At 68.2% G+C, this 14,635-nt stretch carries 13 protein-coding genes; 6 read left to right on the top strand and 7 right to left on the bottom strand.

Translation table 11 applies throughout. The features are described from left to right. Positions 1 to 3: 3 nt before the first annotated feature. Positions 4 to 612 (top strand): helix-turn-helix domain-containing protein, encoded by a 609-nt coding sequence (locus QCD70_RS03920; RefSeq protein ID WP_301213869.1) that lies wholly within the window; start codon positions 4 to 6, stop codon positions 610 to 612. Continuing rightward, entirely contained in the window at positions 609 to 1,157 is a 549-nt protein-coding gene (locus QCD70_RS03915; protein WP_301213868.1) for a helix-turn-helix domain-containing protein, read from the top strand. Before QCD70_RS03920 ends, QCD70_RS03915 begins: the two co-directional genes overlap by 4 nt. Positions 1,158 to 1,194: 37 nt before the next feature. On the opposite strand, the gene QCD70_RS03910 is transcribed toward QCD70_RS03915, so the two are convergent. Continuing rightward, on the bottom strand, positions 1,195 to 1,752 hold the full coding sequence (locus QCD70_RS03910) for a flavin reductase family protein (protein ID WP_301213867.1): 558 nt from the start codon (positions 1,750 to 1,752) through the stop codon (positions 1,195 to 1,197). Positions 1,753 to 1,982: 230 nt separating this feature from the next. On the opposite strand from QCD70_RS03910, the gene QCD70_RS03905 reads away from it, so the two are divergent. Together QCD70_RS03905 and add are read left to right on the top strand one after the other, a co-directional pair. After that, on the top strand, positions 1,983 to 3,359 hold the full coding sequence (locus QCD70_RS03905; RefSeq protein ID WP_301213866.1) for an NtaA/DmoA family FMN-dependent monooxygenase: 1,377 nt from the start codon (positions 1,983 to 1,985) through the stop codon (positions 3,357 to 3,359). 4 nt (positions 3,360 to 3,363) lie between these two features. Continuing rightward, positions 3,364 to 4,416 (top strand): adenosine deaminase, encoded by a 1,053-nt coding sequence (add, locus tag QCD70_RS03900; RefSeq protein ID WP_301213865.1) that lies wholly within the window; start codon positions 3,364 to 3,366, stop codon positions 4,414 to 4,416. Here the strand turns inward: add and QCD70_RS03895 are convergent. After that, positions 4,387 to 5,937: an MFS transporter gene (locus tag QCD70_RS03895; protein ID WP_301213864.1), complete on the bottom strand. Its 1,551-nt coding sequence runs from the start codon at positions 5,935 to 5,937 to the stop codon at positions 4,387 to 4,389. The two genes, add and QCD70_RS03895, sit on opposite strands and share 30 nt — an antisense overlap. A 170-nt stretch (positions 5,938 to 6,107) precedes the next feature. Here QCD70_RS03895 and QCD70_RS03890 point away from each other — a divergent pair, with 170 nt between their 5' ends. Next, positions 6,108 to 6,710: a TetR/AcrR family transcriptional regulator gene (locus QCD70_RS03890; RefSeq protein WP_301213863.1), complete on the top strand. Its 603-nt coding sequence runs from the start codon at positions 6,108 to 6,110 to the stop codon at positions 6,708 to 6,710. A gap of 124 nt (positions 6,711 to 6,834) precedes the next feature. Here QCD70_RS03890 and serA read toward each other — a convergent pair whose 3' ends face one another. Continuing rightward, complete coding sequence (gene serA, locus QCD70_RS03885; RefSeq protein WP_301213862.1) at positions 6,835 to 8,424, bottom strand: phosphoglycerate dehydrogenase; 1,590 nt, start codon at positions 8,422 to 8,424, stop codon at positions 6,835 to 6,837. A gap of 89 nt (positions 8,425 to 8,513) precedes the next feature. On the opposite strand from serA, the gene QCD70_RS03880 reads away from it, so the two are divergent. Continuing rightward, on the top strand, positions 8,514 to 8,915 hold the full coding sequence (locus tag QCD70_RS03880; RefSeq protein WP_301213861.1) for a DoxX family protein: 402 nt from the start codon (positions 8,514 to 8,516) through the stop codon (positions 8,913 to 8,915). On the opposite strand, the gene QCD70_RS03875 is transcribed toward QCD70_RS03880, so the two are convergent. The 4 genes from QCD70_RS03875 to QCD70_RS03860 all read right to left on the bottom strand — a co-directional run bounded on the left by QCD70_RS03875 (position 8,912) and on the right by QCD70_RS03860 (position 14,622). Further along, positions 8,912 to 9,283, bottom strand: a complete 372-nt coding sequence (locus QCD70_RS03875; protein ID WP_301213860.1) for a hypothetical protein — start codon at positions 9,281 to 9,283, stop codon at positions 8,912 to 8,914. The two genes, QCD70_RS03880 and QCD70_RS03875, sit on opposite strands and share 4 nt — an antisense overlap. An 8-nt stretch (positions 9,284 to 9,291) precedes the next feature. Further along, complete coding sequence (locus tag QCD70_RS03870) at positions 9,292 to 9,801, bottom strand: DNA polymerase III subunit gamma/tau (RefSeq protein ID WP_301213859.1); 510 nt, start codon at positions 9,799 to 9,801, stop codon at positions 9,292 to 9,294. 29 nt (positions 9,802 to 9,830) lie between these two features. After that, on the bottom strand, positions 9,831 to 10,634 hold the full coding sequence (locus QCD70_RS03865) for a DUF1684 domain-containing protein (protein WP_301213858.1): 804 nt from the start codon (positions 10,632 to 10,634) through the stop codon (positions 9,831 to 9,833). A gap of 145 nt (positions 10,635 to 10,779) precedes the next feature. Continuing rightward, on the bottom strand, positions 10,780 to 14,622 hold the full coding sequence (locus QCD70_RS03860; protein ID WP_301213857.1) for a glycoside hydrolase: 3,843 nt from the start codon (positions 14,620 to 14,622) through the stop codon (positions 10,780 to 10,782). Positions 14,623 to 14,635: the final 13 nt, after the last annotated feature.

Raw genomic sequence — 14,635 nt, 5'->3', positions numbered from 1 at the left:
ACGGTGAGCGAACCCCTTCCGGCAGACCGTGCAACGGCGGCGGATGCCCGCCCGTCGGCCGCCGAGGGCATCGGCTCCGAGGTGCGCGCAGCCCGACTTCTTCTCGGAATCAGCATGCGCGACCTGGCCGCTCGCATCGGCACCTCTCAGCCCTTCGTCTCGAACATCGAGAACGGCCGCATCTTCCCGAGCCTGCGCACCCTCGGCCGGCTCGCTGCAGCGCTGGAGGTGCCCGTCGCACGCCTTCTGCCCAGCACCGACCGGATCGAGCGCGTCACCGCCTCGAGGATCAGGCGCGCCCGCTCGCGCAGCGAGGGCCCCGTGCGGCCTCTTCTGACGACGGGCGACCTCCGCGCCGTGCGGATCGAGCTCGCTCCCGGAGAGGTCGAGCCGCGCCCGGTGGTGCACGAGGGCGAGGAGTTCCTCGTTCTACTCCAGGGCGTGCTCGTCCTGCTGCGCGAGGGGCTCCCCCCGTTGCGCATGGAGAGCGGCGACACCCTCTGGCTGGACGGCACCGTGCCGCATCGTTTCGCCTGCCCCGACGAGTCGCCCGTGCCGGGCTCGGCCTTCATCGCGCTCGTCGGGCGCGATGCACTGGACGCGCACTCGTGATCGCCGAGGGATGGGAGCTCGGCATCGGGGCCCGCATTCGGTCGTCCCGAGAAGAAAGGGGGCTGACGACCCGCGCCCTCGCCAGCCTCGCAGGGCTGTCGCAGTCGCTCCTGTCGGACATCGAGAATGGCCGCGCTCTGCCGAGCGTCGCCTCGCTCTACGCGATCGCGGAAGCGCTCGGAACAGGACCCGCCGAACTGCTGCCGCAGGACGACGACACTGCCCGACTGACCGAACACGGGGTACCGCTGCCGCCCGAGGGCCTGGGCGAGGCGGTGTCGACACGCATGCTGTACGGAGCACCGGGGCGCCGCATCGAGGTGTACCTGTCGACCTATCCGCCGGGGCAGACAGACCCCGAACCGTTCCAGCACTCGGGCGAGGACATCATCATGGTGCTCGAGGGGCGCATGACGCTGACCGTCGGCGACCGCGACGAGCAGTTGCGTGCGGGCGATGCCGCATGGCTCGACTCGTCGGCTCCGCACTCCATCCAGCCGCAGGGGCGTGCCGACCTGCAGATCATCGTGATCACCGCACGCTGAGGACCGGGCTCACCGGCGTGCGCGGTAGAACCGTCGTTCAGGCGGGCGACGGCAGGGCCACGGTCGAGCCCGTGTGATAGACGAGCGGTCGGGCGCTTCGGTGCGCGCTCGCTCCGACGACCTCGAGAACGACGACGACATGGTCGCCGGTCGGAATCGCACTCAGGATCCGACACTCGAGCCAGAGGCGCGCGCCGGAGATGAAGACCGCACCGTCGGCCGTGCGGCCGAGCACGGATCCGTCGAAGCGGTCTCCGCTGCGCGAGGCGAGCCGACGAACGGCCTCGCTGTTGTTCTCCGACAGCACCGAGACGCCGATCCGTGCGGCGTTCTTCAGCGACACCCACGTCTGCGATTCGCGTTGTATCGAGACGAGCGCGCACGGAGGGTCGAACGAGGCTCCGACGGTCAGCGAGGTCACGATCATGCCCACCGCGCGCCCCTCGACGTCGGCGCAGATCGCCGCGATGCCGGCCGGGTATTCGGCGAACATCTGCCGCACGGCCGCGGGGTCGGAGGGAACGGGCGGCATGGCCACTCGATCCGATTCATCGTCGGGCGATTCGAACTCGGCCCACGGCTGCGTCCACTCCATCGCTCTCCATTCCCGGGAGCCTTCAGAACTCACGTCAGGACCCGAGCCTCCCGCCGGCACATTTCAGGCTCATTACAGCGCCGAGAACGATGTGTAACAGTTATCGGCACCTACCGCAGAGCCGCAGTTGGAGCGATGGTGAGCGGCTTGTCCGCTGTTGTTGACGCGTGCAATGATCGGTCTGAGATATCACCCGAGTCGGGTGAGAGCACACTCGACAGGGAGATCACATGGTCAAGCAACTCGTCCTCGGGGCGTTCGAGGAATTCACGCCGAACTTCATCGCAAACGCGTGGCATCACGAGCGCGGAGACACCAGCGCGTTCGCGACGCTGGAGTTCTGGCAGGACCTGGCGGCCCGCATGGACGCGGCCGGCTTCGACTTCTTCTTCCTGGCGGAGGCCATCGGCTACCCCATGAACGACGCGGGACAGGTGCCCGAGGCCGTCATCCGCGATGCCGTGCAATTCCCCGTGCACGATCCGCTCGCGCTGATCTCCGGACTCGCTGCCGCGGCCCCGCGCATCGGCTTCGTCGCGACGGCATCGACCACAGCCCAGCACCCGCTGCTCAATGCTCGAACCTTCACCACGCTCGATCACCTCACCGGCGGACGCATGGGCTGGAACATCGTGACGAGCGACAACCAGCAGGCGCTTGTTCGCCTGCTGGGCCAGACGGATGTGACGCCGCACGACGAGCGCTATGCCCGCGCGACCGAGTTCGTCGACCTGTCTCTGCGTCTCTGGGAAGAGGCCTGGGACGAGGGGGCGGTCCTCGCGGACAAGGCGACCCGCACGTTCTCGGATCCGGCGAAGGTGCACCGCATCGAGCACGAGGGAGAGTACTTCCGGTTCGACGGATACTTCCCCGCCACCCCGTCGCCGCAGCGAACCCCCACCCTGTTCCAGGCGGGAACCTCTGCAGCCGGCACCGCCTTCGCCGCGCGGTACGCCGAATGCGTGTTCACCCAGGACAGAGAACCTGCGCGCCTCGCAGCGACCGTGACCCGCCTGCGAGCCCAGGTGGTCGCGGCCGGCCGGCCCGCCGAGTCCCTCAGGATCGTCAACGGTGCGAGCTTCGTGATCGCCGACACGGTGGAGGAGGCGCAGCGCCTGCGGGCCGAGCTCAACGCCACGCCGACCAGGGAGGCGACCGCGGCCCTGTTCCTCGGCTGGTCGGGCGTCGACCTCGGCGCCCTCGACCCCGACGCCACACTCGACTCCGTCTCGACCGAGGTGGGCCAGACGATGATCGACATGTGGCGGAACCCGAATGGCACGAGCCCGACCGTCGGCGAGATCCTCGACTCGCTCGCCTCGACCTTCGGCGGGATGCGTTTCACCGGAACGGCGGAATCGATCGCGACCGAGATCGCAGCCCTCGTCGAGGAGACCGACGTCGACGGGTTCCTCGTCGAGAACTGGTACGGCGGCTACGAGGGCTACCGCGACTTCGTCGAGCTGCTGATGCCCGTTCTGCGAGAGCGGGGGCTGCTGCCCGACGTCGCCCGATCAGGAACTCTCCGCAGCATGCTGACCGGAGAGCCCGACGTGCCCGAGTGGCACCCTGCTCGCGCCGTGCGCGGCGCCCAGAGCGGCGCCTGAGGCGATGGACGATCCCCTCGACAGCGCCACGGAGGCGCTTCTGGTCGCACTCCCCAAGGTCTCTCTGCACAACCACCTCATCGGTGCAGTGGCGGCCCGCACCGTGCTCGATCTCGCTCGCAAGCACGACGTCGTCCTCGACGGCGGTCGCGATGCGGAATCGCTGTACGACCACGACTCCTACGAAGATCTCGACGAATTCCTGCGCGTCCTCGACGTCGCCGGTTCGGTCATGCGGGACGCCGACGACTTCCGTCGGGTCGCCTTCGAGACCTTGACCGACGGAGGGGCGGCGCTGGGCGTCGTGCACCGCGAGATCTTCCTCAGTCCTCCGGGGCATCCCGGCGTGCCGTATCGCACGATCATCGATGGCGTACTGGCAGGGATGCGCGACGCCGAGGCCGAGACGGGCATCACGAGTCGGATGGTGATCGGCCTCAACCGCAACGACTCCGCATCGGCGGCCGTGGAGCTGGTCGAGCAGGTGATCGAGCATCGCATCGACGAGGTCGTGGGCATCGGGCTCGACTACTCCGAGCTGATCGGACCTCCTGCGCGCTTCGTCGAGGCATTCCGGCTGGCCGGCCGCTCAGGGCTCCACCGCACGGCACACTCCGAGAGCGGTCCACCCGCCAACATCGAGGTCATCCTCGACGAGCTCGGCGGAGAACGCATCGACCACGGCTACCACGTCGTCGACGATGCCCGGATCACAGCGCGGTGCGTAGACGAAGGAATCACCTTCACGTGCACACCCGTCAGCTCGGACATCGGCCGGTACTCCGGAAGCGGCGACGGCTCGCACCGTCGGATCGCGCAGATGGTCGACGCGGGCCTGCGCATCACCATCGACTCCGACGACCCTCCGATGTTCGGCACCGACGCCGTCAACGACTTCCGCGCGCTGGCCCGCGCCCTCGGCTACGGCTTGCCCGAGTTCGCCGGCTTCACCCGGAACGCGGTGAACGCGGCCTGGCTGGACGACAACGATCGGGCATCCCTCTCCCGGGCCGTCGAGACGCGCCTGTCAGCCCTCGGAGCGCACCCTGCGCAATGACACGAGCGCCAGCACGATGGCCAGCGCCATGAGCCCGACCCCGATTCCGGAGGTCAGCACCACGCCGCTGTCGAACGACTCGCGGGCCGACTCGAGCAGCCGGTAGCCCGCGGGGCCGCCGATCGACTCCGCCACCGAGACGGCGCCGCCGAGCGTCTCGCGCGCGGTCGCCGCGTTCTCATCGGCCAGCCCGGCCGGCAGGGTGACCCCGGCCCGATAGGCGGCGGTCAGGATGCTGCCCAGCACGGCCGTGCCGAGCACGGCTCCCAGCTCGTACGACGTCTCGGACACTCCGGATGCCGCGCCGGCCTTGTCTGCGGGCACCGACGAGATGATGAGGTCGTTCGAGATCGTCTCTGCCGCGCCGATTCCGAGGCCGAGCACCGCGAAGGCGATCGCCAGTGTGGTCTCGGTCGCCTCCTGGCCGGTGACCATGATGATGGCGTATGCCGCACCTGCCAGCGCGAGCCCCGTGGCGACCACGAAGCTCGGCCTGACCAGGCGCACGATGGGCACGACGACGAGGCCGGCGACGATCATGACGATGAGCCCGGGCACCAGCGCGAACGCCGCATCGAGCGGGCTCAGCCTCAGGACGAGCTGCAGGTGCTGCGAGACGAAGAAGAGAAAGCCCACCAGCGAGAAGACGCTCACGAGGTTGATCAGCACGGCGCCGGTGAAGGCTCCACGACGGAACAGCCTCATGTCGAGCATCGGATTCTCTCGGGAGAGCTGACGGCGCACGAACAGGACTCCCGCCGTCACGCCGATGAGCACGAGCAGCATCTGCGACCACTCGAAGCCGTGCGTCGCGAACTCCTTGATCGCGAAGACGATCGGCACGAGCGTGACCATCGTGAGACCGATGCTGATGAGGTCGATGCGACCCGGGTTCGGGTCGCGCGACTCGGGAACCAGCAGCGGCGCGAACACCAGAAGCGGAATGAGCACGGGCACGGCGATGAGGAAGACGGAGCCCCACCAGAAGTGCTCGAGCAGGATGCCGCCGACGATCGGCCCCAGAGCCGATCCCGCGGCGAATCCGGCGGCCCAGATGGCGATGGCCAGCCGGCGCTGCTCTCGGTCGAGGAAGATGCTGCGCAGCAGCGAGAGGGTCGACGGCATGAGCATGGCGCCGAAGAATCCCAGGCCGACCCGCGCGAGGATCAGCAGTTCGGCCGTGGGCGCGAAGGCGGCCACGATCGAGACGAGCGCGAACCCCGTGGCGCCGATCAGCAGCAGCCGACGGCGACCCCACCGATCGCCGAGGTTGCCCATCGCGACGAGAAGGCCGGCGAGCACCAGCGGGTAGGCGTCGATGATCCAGAGCTGGGCCGCGGCCGACGGGCGAAGCGACTCGGAGATGACGGGCAGGGCGAAGCTCAGCACGGTGTTGTCGATGCTCGAGATGAGCACGGGCAGCATGAGAACAGCGAGCGCGAACCAATTGCGAACGGATGCGCGGGGTGGCCGCCCGTCGTCGGTGCGCAGGGCGGCTGTAGGAGTGGTGAGGAGGGCCATGGTCGGAGTTCTTCGTTTCGATTCGAGAAGTGGTGCGGATCCACTATACCGTCCAGCCGGTACAGTGACTACCTCCATAACGAGCGAACGGGGCTCTCTATTCCCGAGCGGGCCGGGTGAGGTTGTGTCGCGTGCTGCTCGCCGACGCCGGGGCGGCTACCATCGAAGCGATGCCCGACACCCCAGAGAACCCGCCGATCGACGCCGCCGCGCCCGCCTCGGCATCCACGCGCGACCGAATCATCGATGCCTTCGCCCAGCTGCTCGGTGAAAACGGCGAACGCGCCGCGACCCTCGACGCCGTCGCCGCCGCCGCCGGAGTGTCCAAGGGCGGCCTGCTCTACCACTTCGGCTCGAAGGAGGCCCTGATCGAGGGCGTGCTGGAGCGCCTGGCCACGCTGGTGGAGCGCGATGTCGCGGCCATCCGGTCGTCGCCGTCGGGGCCGGTGGCACACCTGATCCGCACGTCGATGGCCACGGGCAGCGCGCTCGACAAGGCGCTTGTCGCCACGTCGCGCCTGGCTCAGGCGTCGAACTCGACGGCCCGCGACGCCCTGCGCGCCGCGAACGATGCGTGGTACGGCATCGTGCTCGAGAGCACGGGAGACCCGGTGCTCTCGCGCGCGATCATGCTGATCAGCGACGGGCTCGCCTACGGCTCGGCTTTTCTGCCCGGGTCGTCGACTCCGGAGACGGCGGAGCTCTCGGCGTCGGACATCGACGATCTCGTCGACCTGATCACCGAGGTCACGGCCCAGCGCGCGGGGCACTGAGCCTGTCGTTCCCTGAGCTTGTCGTTCCCTGAGCCTGTCGTTCCCTGAGCTTGTCGAAGGGCCCGCGGCTGCGCTTCGACAAGCTCAGCGAACGGAACTCCGCTTCGACAAGCTCAGCGAACGATCACTCCGTGAGGTCGATCTCCTGCAGCGAGTCGGCGTCGATGGCCGTGCGCAGCTTCTCGAGCAGCTCTTCGGGGGCGGGCGAGTCGACGGTCAGCACGCTGAGCGCCTTGCCGCCGGCCACGTGGCGGGCGATCTGCATGCCGGCGATGTTGATGTCGGCGTCGCCGAACTCCTTGCCGTAGATCGCGACGATGCCGGGGCGGTCGTCGTAGGTCATCACGATGAGGTGCTCGGCGAACGGAACCTCGACGTCGTAGCCGTTGATCTCGACGATCTTCTCGATCTGCTTCGTGCCGGTCAGAGTTCCCGACACCGAGATCTGCGATCCGTCGCTCAGCGCGCCCTCGAGCGTGATGAGGTTGCGGTACTCCTCAGACACCGACTCGGTGATCAGGCGTGCAGTCACGCCGCGCTGCTCGGCGAGCAGGGGTGCGTTCACGTACGAGACCGTCTCGCTGACGACGTTCGTGAAGATGCCCTTGAGCGCGGCCAGCTTGAGCACGCTCACGTCGAAGTCGACGATCTCGCCGCGCACGATCACGTCGACGCTCGTGAGGGGGCTGTGCGCGAGGCCGGAGAACACCTGGCCGAGCTTCTCGACCAGCGGGATGCCGGGTCGGACCGTCGGGTCGATGACTCCGCCGGCGACGTTGACGGCATCCGGAACCAGCTCGCCCGACAACGCGAGGCGAACCGACTTGGCGACCGAGACGCCCGCCTTCTCCTGCGCCTCGTCGGTGGATGCGCCCAGGTGGGGCGTGACCACGACGTTGGGCAGGGCGAGCAACGGGGAGTCGGTGGGCGGCTCGCTGACGAACACGTCGAGCCCGGCGCCCGCGATGGTGCCCGCGGTGAGTGCACGGTGGAGGGCGGCTTCGTCGATGAGGCCGCCGCGTGCGACGTTGACGATGAACGAGGTGGGCTTCATCAGCGCCAGCTGCTCGTCGCTGATCATGCCGGTGGTCTCGGGGGTCTTCGGCATGTGGATGGTGATGAAGTCGCTCTGCGCGAGCAGCTCGTCGAGGCTGAGCAGCGTGACGCCCAGCTGCTGGGCGCGGGCCGAGGTGACGTAGGGGTCGTAGGCCACGACGTTGGTGCCGAACGCCTGCATGCGGGCGGTGATCAGCGCGCCGATACGGCCGAGTCCGATGATTCCGATGGTCTTCTCGTAGAGCTCGACGCCCGTGTAGGCGCTGCGCTTCCATTTGCCGTCGGCCAGGGCCGCGTGTGCGGCCGGAATGTGACGGGCAAGGCTCAAAATGTGACCGACGGTGAGCTCGGCGGCCGAGATGATGTTCGAGGTGGGCGCGTTGACCACCATGACGCCGGCGGCCGTCGCGGCCTTGATGTCGACGTTGTCGAGGCCGACACCCGCGCGGGCCACGACCTTGAGTTTGCGGGCCGCTGCGATGGCCTCGGCGTCGACCTTGGTGGCGGAACGCACGAGAATCGCGTCTGCGTCGGCGAGCGCGGCGAGCAACGCCGGTCGATCCGTTCCATCGACGTTCACCACATCGAAGTCGGGGCCGAGGGCCTCGACGGTGGCGGGCGACAGTTCTTCGGCGATCAAGACAACCGGTTTCGACACGGAGCGGATCCTTCGGTTTGGCTCTGTAAAGAGGATTTCCGCGAGACTGCGCGGCCAGAAACCATATTAGAGGCAGGCACAATGGGGTGATGACCGATGCGACGCTGACCGTAATAGTGACGATCGTGCGCATCGTGATCGCCGTGGTCTTCATCGGCATGGGCATCAATCACTTCGTGCCGAGGTCGGCACGGGTGATGGCGAAGATGATTCCGCCGGCCATGCGCCGCGAGGGCGCGTTCAACCCGCTGAACCTGGTCTACTTCACGGGCGTCTGCGAGATCCTGGGCGGCATCGGCCTTCTCGTGCCTCAGACGAGGCTCGCGGCCGGTATCGCGCTGGTCGTCTTCCTGGCCGCCGTCTTTCCCGCCAACGCGTATGCGGCCGCGAATCGGGAGCGGTTCGGAGCCGTCGCCATCCCGTTCTGGCCTCGACTCGTGGGCCAGGTCGTGCTGGCCGCACTCATCGTCTGGGTGGCTGTCGCCGCCTAGAGCCCGCCGAGCAGCAGCGACTCGAGGTCGGCCTTGATCACCATGGCGACGGCGAGGGCGACGAGGAAGACGACGGCCTTCGCCCAGGCCGGAAGTCTCCACCCGACGAGGAACCCCAGGCCGTAGGTGACGATGGGCGCGGCGATCGATCCGATGAAGACGAGCCACGAGACGCCGGAGAGCGCGAATCCGAAGGTCGCGAGGGCCTCGAACAGATTGGCCACGCCGACCCAGACCCAGATGGCCGAGATGAGTGCGAAGAGCAGCGCGATGCCCCATCCGGCCTTCTTCGAGAAGCTGAGCTCGCGGAAGCTCGTGCGGGCGGCGGTGCCGGTGGAGCCGCGTGGTGCGGTGGTGTTGTCGGTCATGGTGACGTCTACGCTCCCTGGATGAAGGGCCAGGGCACGAGCACGAAGACTCCGAGCAGCAACCAGCCGAGGCGGGATCGCCAGGTTCTCTTCTGGGTCAGCAGCAGGGCCGACACGAACCACAAGGGCGCCGCCGCGATCGAGAGAAACTGGCCGATTCTGAAGCAGACCTCGAGGAAGAGACTGTCGAGAGGAAAGAAGGTGACGGTCGTGCGGGCCACCACGATGGCCCAGCCGATCGTGTAGAGCAGGTAGATGCCGCCGAGAATACCGAGGGTGATGAGCGCGGCAGAGCTCAACTGGGCCGATGCCTTCTCGGCCGCAGCAAGTTCGGCCTCGACGCGTGCGTCTTCGGCCAGCTCGGCCTGCTCGAGAACGGTGGGGTCTTGCGCCGGTGCCGTGGTCGCCGCCGGTGCCGGGGCCGCGGCCGGGGCGGTGCCTGCCTGGATGGGCGGGGTCAGCGTGGGGTCGTCGTCGCCGGCCCAGTGCAGGGCATCGTCATCGCGGCTCGTCGTCATGTACGCAAGGTTAGCCGCCCGTGCCGTCGCTAGACGGACAGGACGCGCTTCTCCCCCGCATCGACGGGGAACACGAAGCGGTTCTGCTGCGGAGGCATGGGGCAGTTGAACCAGTCCGAGAATCCGCACGGCGGAATGTAGGCACGGTTGAAGTCGAGCTCGACCGTGCCGTCGCGGCGCGGGCGCACCGCGAGGAATCGGCCGACGTCGTAGGTCTCGTCGCCGGTCGTGAGGTCCTGGAAGACCAGCAGCAGTTTCCCCTCGTCTTCGAAGGCGGCCAGCGTGCGGGACTGCCCGCCGATGACCACGTCGATGTCGCCCGGAAGCACCTCGTCGCGCAGCCGGCCGTCGTCTTTGATGTGCTCGATGCCGATCGCGCGCTTCTCGGTGGGGGTGAACGTTCCCTCGAGAACCCACTCGGGCGTGAAGTCGTAGGCCGAGATGCGGTCGAAGCTCTCGGCCTTGGGGTTCGCCGGATCCCAGACCCGCAGGATGTAGTTGCCCTCGAGGCCCGGGTACACCGTTCCGGTCACTCCTTGGCCGAACGTCAGTGTGGAGGGAACGACCGTGTCCGATCCGGCGATGTCGACCGTGCCGTCGACGAGATCGCCGTCGACCCGGATGCCGTCGGTCGCGACCGCGGTGACCCGCACGCCGCCACCGCCGGGAGTCGGCGCCCAGACGCCGGGAACCCCGTCGATCTCGCGCTCGGAGTCGATCTCGGTCGTGCTCACGAGGGCGAGCGGCCCCTGCGGCGAGGTCACGTAACGGTGGCGTGCCTGCCGGAATCGGAGGAAATCGGCTTCGGCGGCAGAGGTGGAGGGTGTGGTCACGGAGTCCATGATCCTCTCAACAGACGAACCGCCGCACCGATTCCCGCATACAGGCGATCCCGCTGCGCCGGTCGAGGAGCCGCACGACGAAGGAGCCGGCGTATCGAGACCACTCGCGACGTGGTCTCGATACGCTCGTTCCTCGCTACTCGACCGGCGAGCTACGACGACGCCTCACCGCGGTGAGCACCACTCCGAACGCCACAAGGAGGGTGCCCAGGCTCAGCCCCAGCGTCCACGACGAGTCGATGCCGGTTCGGGCGAGCGCGCCGCCACCCGTTCCGCCCGCATCGGAGCTGTTCACCGACGGCTTCACCGAACCGGATGCGGGCTCGCCCGTTCCCGGCTGCCCTGTACCCGCGGCCGCGATGACCACCGTTCTCGAGTCGGCGCTGGCCGTGGAGTACCCCTCGACCGCCGCGGTCGCCGTCACTCCGACAGCCGCGCCGACATCGCTCGCAGTCGGCGTGTACCGCGCGGAGTCGGCTCCGTCGATGAGTGCACCGTTCCTCGTCCACGCGTACGACACAGCAGCGTCCGCGGGGTCCGTCGTCGCGGTCGCCACGAGTTCGGATCCGACGATGCCCTCGCCCAGGATGACGGGCGCCACCGTCGCCGCGCGGACGAAGGTGACGCTGTAGCGCGACACCGTCTCGCCGTCGGCGGCCGTGACCGTGACGCTCGCCGCGGCATCCGGACCCACGGCGGCCGTCGGCTGGGTGATCTCGACCGTCGCCTCGGTATCGACGGGCGAGGCCGTGACGACCGGCAGAGCCGAGCCCGTGAGGGGCACGGTGTAGTCGAGCGTCGAACCGTCGAAGCCCTCGACGGCCGTCCCGTTCACGGAGAGCCGCGCGAGATCCGACACGGAGGCGACACCCGGGGCCAGGGCGAAGATCTGCACCTCCGACACGATCATGTGCGTGTTCGGATAGGCCGTGAGCACCACGCGCAGCTGCGCCGTGGAGATGCCCGAGAGGGGCACGTCGACCACGGGTGCGGATCCGTCGGCGGGCGTCTCGACGGTCGTCGGGGAACCGGGAACCGTCGTCCAGGCGCCCGAGGCATCCTGATACTGCACGGTGATCTCCGAGGCCCAGCTGGTGGATCCGCCATCTTTGTAGAAGTAGACCTTCGTGTGGGTCAACGGCATCGAGGAGCCGAGGTCGTAGCTCAGCGTGTCCGAGGTCGACTTCGTTCCGCTTCGCCAGTTCGACCAGCCCTTGTCGCTCGTGACGTTGTTGCGCGTGTTGTCCACGGGATAGCCGGACTCCGTCGACGTCGCCTGCGCCGTCGTCGACGGCAGCGGAGCCACGTTCGCCTCACCGGGCTCCGTGAGTATCACCGACAGCGTGGCCGCGAGCGGCTCTGCCGAGGGATCGTTCGACTGCGCGGTGCCGGGAACGGTGACGACGCCGACCGACGCCAGGCTCTCGGCGGTGACGGCGTCGAAGTCCCACGAGACGGGGGCGTCGAACCGATTGCTGCTCTGGCCGATCCTCGCCGGAACGGTTGCGGGAGCCGCGGCGATCACGGCCTCTCGTGACACACCGGCGTAGCTCGTCAGCGAGACGGGGTCGGTCGACACGAATCCGCCGACCTCGACCGTGGCAACGAGATCGGTGAATGCGGTGCCGAAGAGGTCGGTGCCGGAACCCGTGACCGTCAGCGGGCCCGAGTTCCAGTCGACGCCCTCCGTGTTCCAGGTCACCGCGACCGGAGCCCCCGGCCCGGAGTTGTAGAGGGGCGTCACCGTCGCGGGGAGCTGGGCGGGAATGCCGGCGATGGTGCTCACGACGACGGGCTCGAAGCCGGAGAGTGTCGTGTCCTGGAACGACCACGCCTGGTTGGCCCCGCCGTTCGAGGAGTACACGTTCACCGGGGCGCCCTCGGCCGTCGATCCGCCCGGAACCTCGAGCGCCTGGGGGGAGGCGGCGTTCACGAGGCTCCACGTCGCGCCGTCGGTCGTCGTCAGAATCCATTGCTGAGACGGGGTCGCCGCGGCGTTCTCCCGCGTCGAATCGACGAGCAGCGTTCCCTGGCTGTTGGCCGCCAGCACGAGTCCGGATGCACTGCGCAGAACGTAGCGCTCGGCATTCGAGGTGCCGTTCGTCACCTTCTCGGCGGTCCAGACCTGCGAACCGGCCGCGCCGCTCGTCGTGGCCAGTGCCGTGATCGTCGCGCCCGGGGTGGAGCCGGCGGCCGCACCCGTGTTCGCCGTGATCGCCTTGCCGCTCTGCTTGCCGACGATGCGGTAGGCGTGCCCGTCCTCGAGGGGAGCGGCGCCCTGAGCGATGCCGCTGACACCGTCGATCACGAAGGTGCTGACGGACTTCGCGGGAACGGTCACGACGGCCGTCTTGGATGCCAGGTCGATGGCGACGGGGGTGCCCTCGATGAGCGCGTTCTTCGTCGTGTCGTCGGCAGGAGACTCGGTGGTCACGATCGGGGTCAGGGTTGCACCGGGTGCGATCGTGCCGAACTTCGAGAGGTCGACCGTGATCGTGCGTGCCGTCGAATCGCTGTTGGCGTGGACGAGGGTGACCCCGGATCCGTCGGCCGACACGGCCGAGGTCGTCTGGGTGTTGGTCGAGGGGATGATGTGGTCGCCCGGGTGGATGTAGTGCGTGAAGTTGCGGAGGGTGTTGTACTTCGCGTTGGTGACGATCTTGCACGACGGGTCGGCGTCGCCGTCTGCCAGGCGGCGAACGGAGTTGCCGTCTGCGTTGCAGTCGAAGTCGATGAGCACACTGCCCCAGTTCAGCTTCTCGACCTTCTGCATGTTGTAGTAGTCCTCGACCGGCTGCCACAGCACCCAGGCCGAAGGCTCGAGTTCGCGCAGGTCGTCCATGACGCGGGTGGCCATGCCGATGCCGTTGTTCATGTTGGTCTGGTTGTTCACGCCCGTGCCGTCCCAGTCGCCTTCGATCTCGCTCATCCAGAGCGGCTTGTCGGCCGTCTTGGCGATGTCGCGCACATTCACGCGGCCGGAGGTGCCGTAGGTGTGCACGTTGAGCTGCGAGACCGAGTCCTTCGCCTCCTGGGTCCAGCCGTTCCAGTTCGTCACGAAGGTGCCCGGGTTCGTCTCGTCCATGGCAGAGATGGTGGCCTTGGTCGTCGTGTCGCTCTTGGCCAGCTCGGCGGCCAGCGCCTGGACGACGGCGTCCTGCATGGCCGGACCGACGTGGGCGCCTTCCTGCCCGCCCTTCCTCGGCCATCCGGTGGCGGGGTCGATGTTGGTGCCCCAGTAGTTCGTGTTGGGTTCGTTGACGGGCTCGATCGTGTCGAACGAGATGCCCTCCTCGTTCTCCACCGTCTGAGCCGCGGTCTTGAGGTACGTGGCGAAGTCGGCGACCGCCGACGGCTTGAGCTGCTCGGCGCTCGAATTGAAGCCACCGGAGACGTATCCGCTCTCGGTCATGAAGTACGGCGGCGAGTTGCTGAAGGCCTCCCACTTGGTGATCTTGTCTTTCAGCGCGCTCACCCACCACCGCTGGGTCTGGTCGGCGTCGAGGTTGTAGGAGGCCGGATCGCTCGCATCCCAGGCCGCCGCGTAGGCATCCCGGTCGGCGTAGGTGGAGGTCACCTCGGGGCTGCCTGCGGGAGTCGCGAGGTCGGGGTTCCACCACCCCTCGACGGGTCCACCGGCCCGCAGGTACGGAGGCACATCGGTGGCGTTGCCGCCGCCGATGTTGTAGCGGGCGATGTTGAGGTTCAGGCCGTCTTCGCCGAAGACCTTCTCGAGCAGTTCCTGGCGCATGCTGTCGGGGTAGCCGCCGGTGGCGTTGGCGAACCACACCAGGCTCGTTCCCCAGCCCTCGAAGGACTCGCCCTGGTAGGCGGGGTTCGGCGTGATCGTGATCGCTGTCGACTCGGCGGCGCTGGCGGATGGCGCGGCCGTCGCGCCCACTCCCAGTGTCAGGGCGCCGAGAGCCAGGGCCGTGGTGGCCGCGAGCACGCGTCTCTTCAAGGGTGACGTCATTGTCATGGGTGGACCTTTC

It is taken from the genome of Agreia sp. PsM10, assembly GCF_030433855.1.
Taxonomy (GTDB): Bacteria; Actinomycetota; Actinomycetes; order Actinomycetales; family Microbacteriaceae; genus Agreia.
This window is presented reverse-complemented; position numbering and strand designations above follow the sequence as displayed.

Excerpts from the sequence above, each read along its gene's own strand:
- QCD70_RS03880 (WP_301213861.1), top strand. The coding sequence starts at position 8,514 with ATGACCGATGCGACGCTGACCGTAATAGTGACGATCGTGCGCATCGTG.
- QCD70_RS03890 (WP_301213863.1), top strand. The coding sequence starts at position 6,108 with ATGCCCGACACCCCAGAGAACCCGCCGATCGACGCCGCCGCGCCCGCC.
- add (WP_301213865.1), top strand. The coding sequence starts at position 3,364 with ATGGACGATCCCCTCGACAGCGCCACGGAGGCGCTTCTGGTCGCACTC.
- QCD70_RS03870 (WP_301213859.1), bottom strand. The coding sequence starts at position 9,801 with ATGACGACGAGCCGCGATGACGATGCCCTGCACTGGGCCGGCGACGAC.
- QCD70_RS03910 (WP_301213867.1), bottom strand. The coding sequence starts at position 1,752 with ATGGAGTGGACGCAGCCGTGGGCCGAGTTCGAATCGCCCGACGATGAA.
- QCD70_RS03905 (WP_301213866.1), top strand. The coding sequence starts at position 1,983 with ATGGTCAAGCAACTCGTCCTCGGGGCGTTCGAGGAATTCACGCCGAAC.
- QCD70_RS03895 (WP_301213864.1), bottom strand. The coding sequence starts at position 5,937 with ATGGCCCTCCTCACCACTCCTACAGCCGCCCTGCGCACCGACGACGGG.
- QCD70_RS03875 (WP_301213860.1), bottom strand. The coding sequence starts at position 9,283 with ATGACCGACAACACCACCGCACCACGCGGCTCCACCGGCACCGCCGCC.
- QCD70_RS03860 (WP_301213857.1), bottom strand. The coding sequence starts at position 14,622 with ATGACAATGACGTCACCCTTGAAGAGACGCGTGCTCGCGGCCACCACG.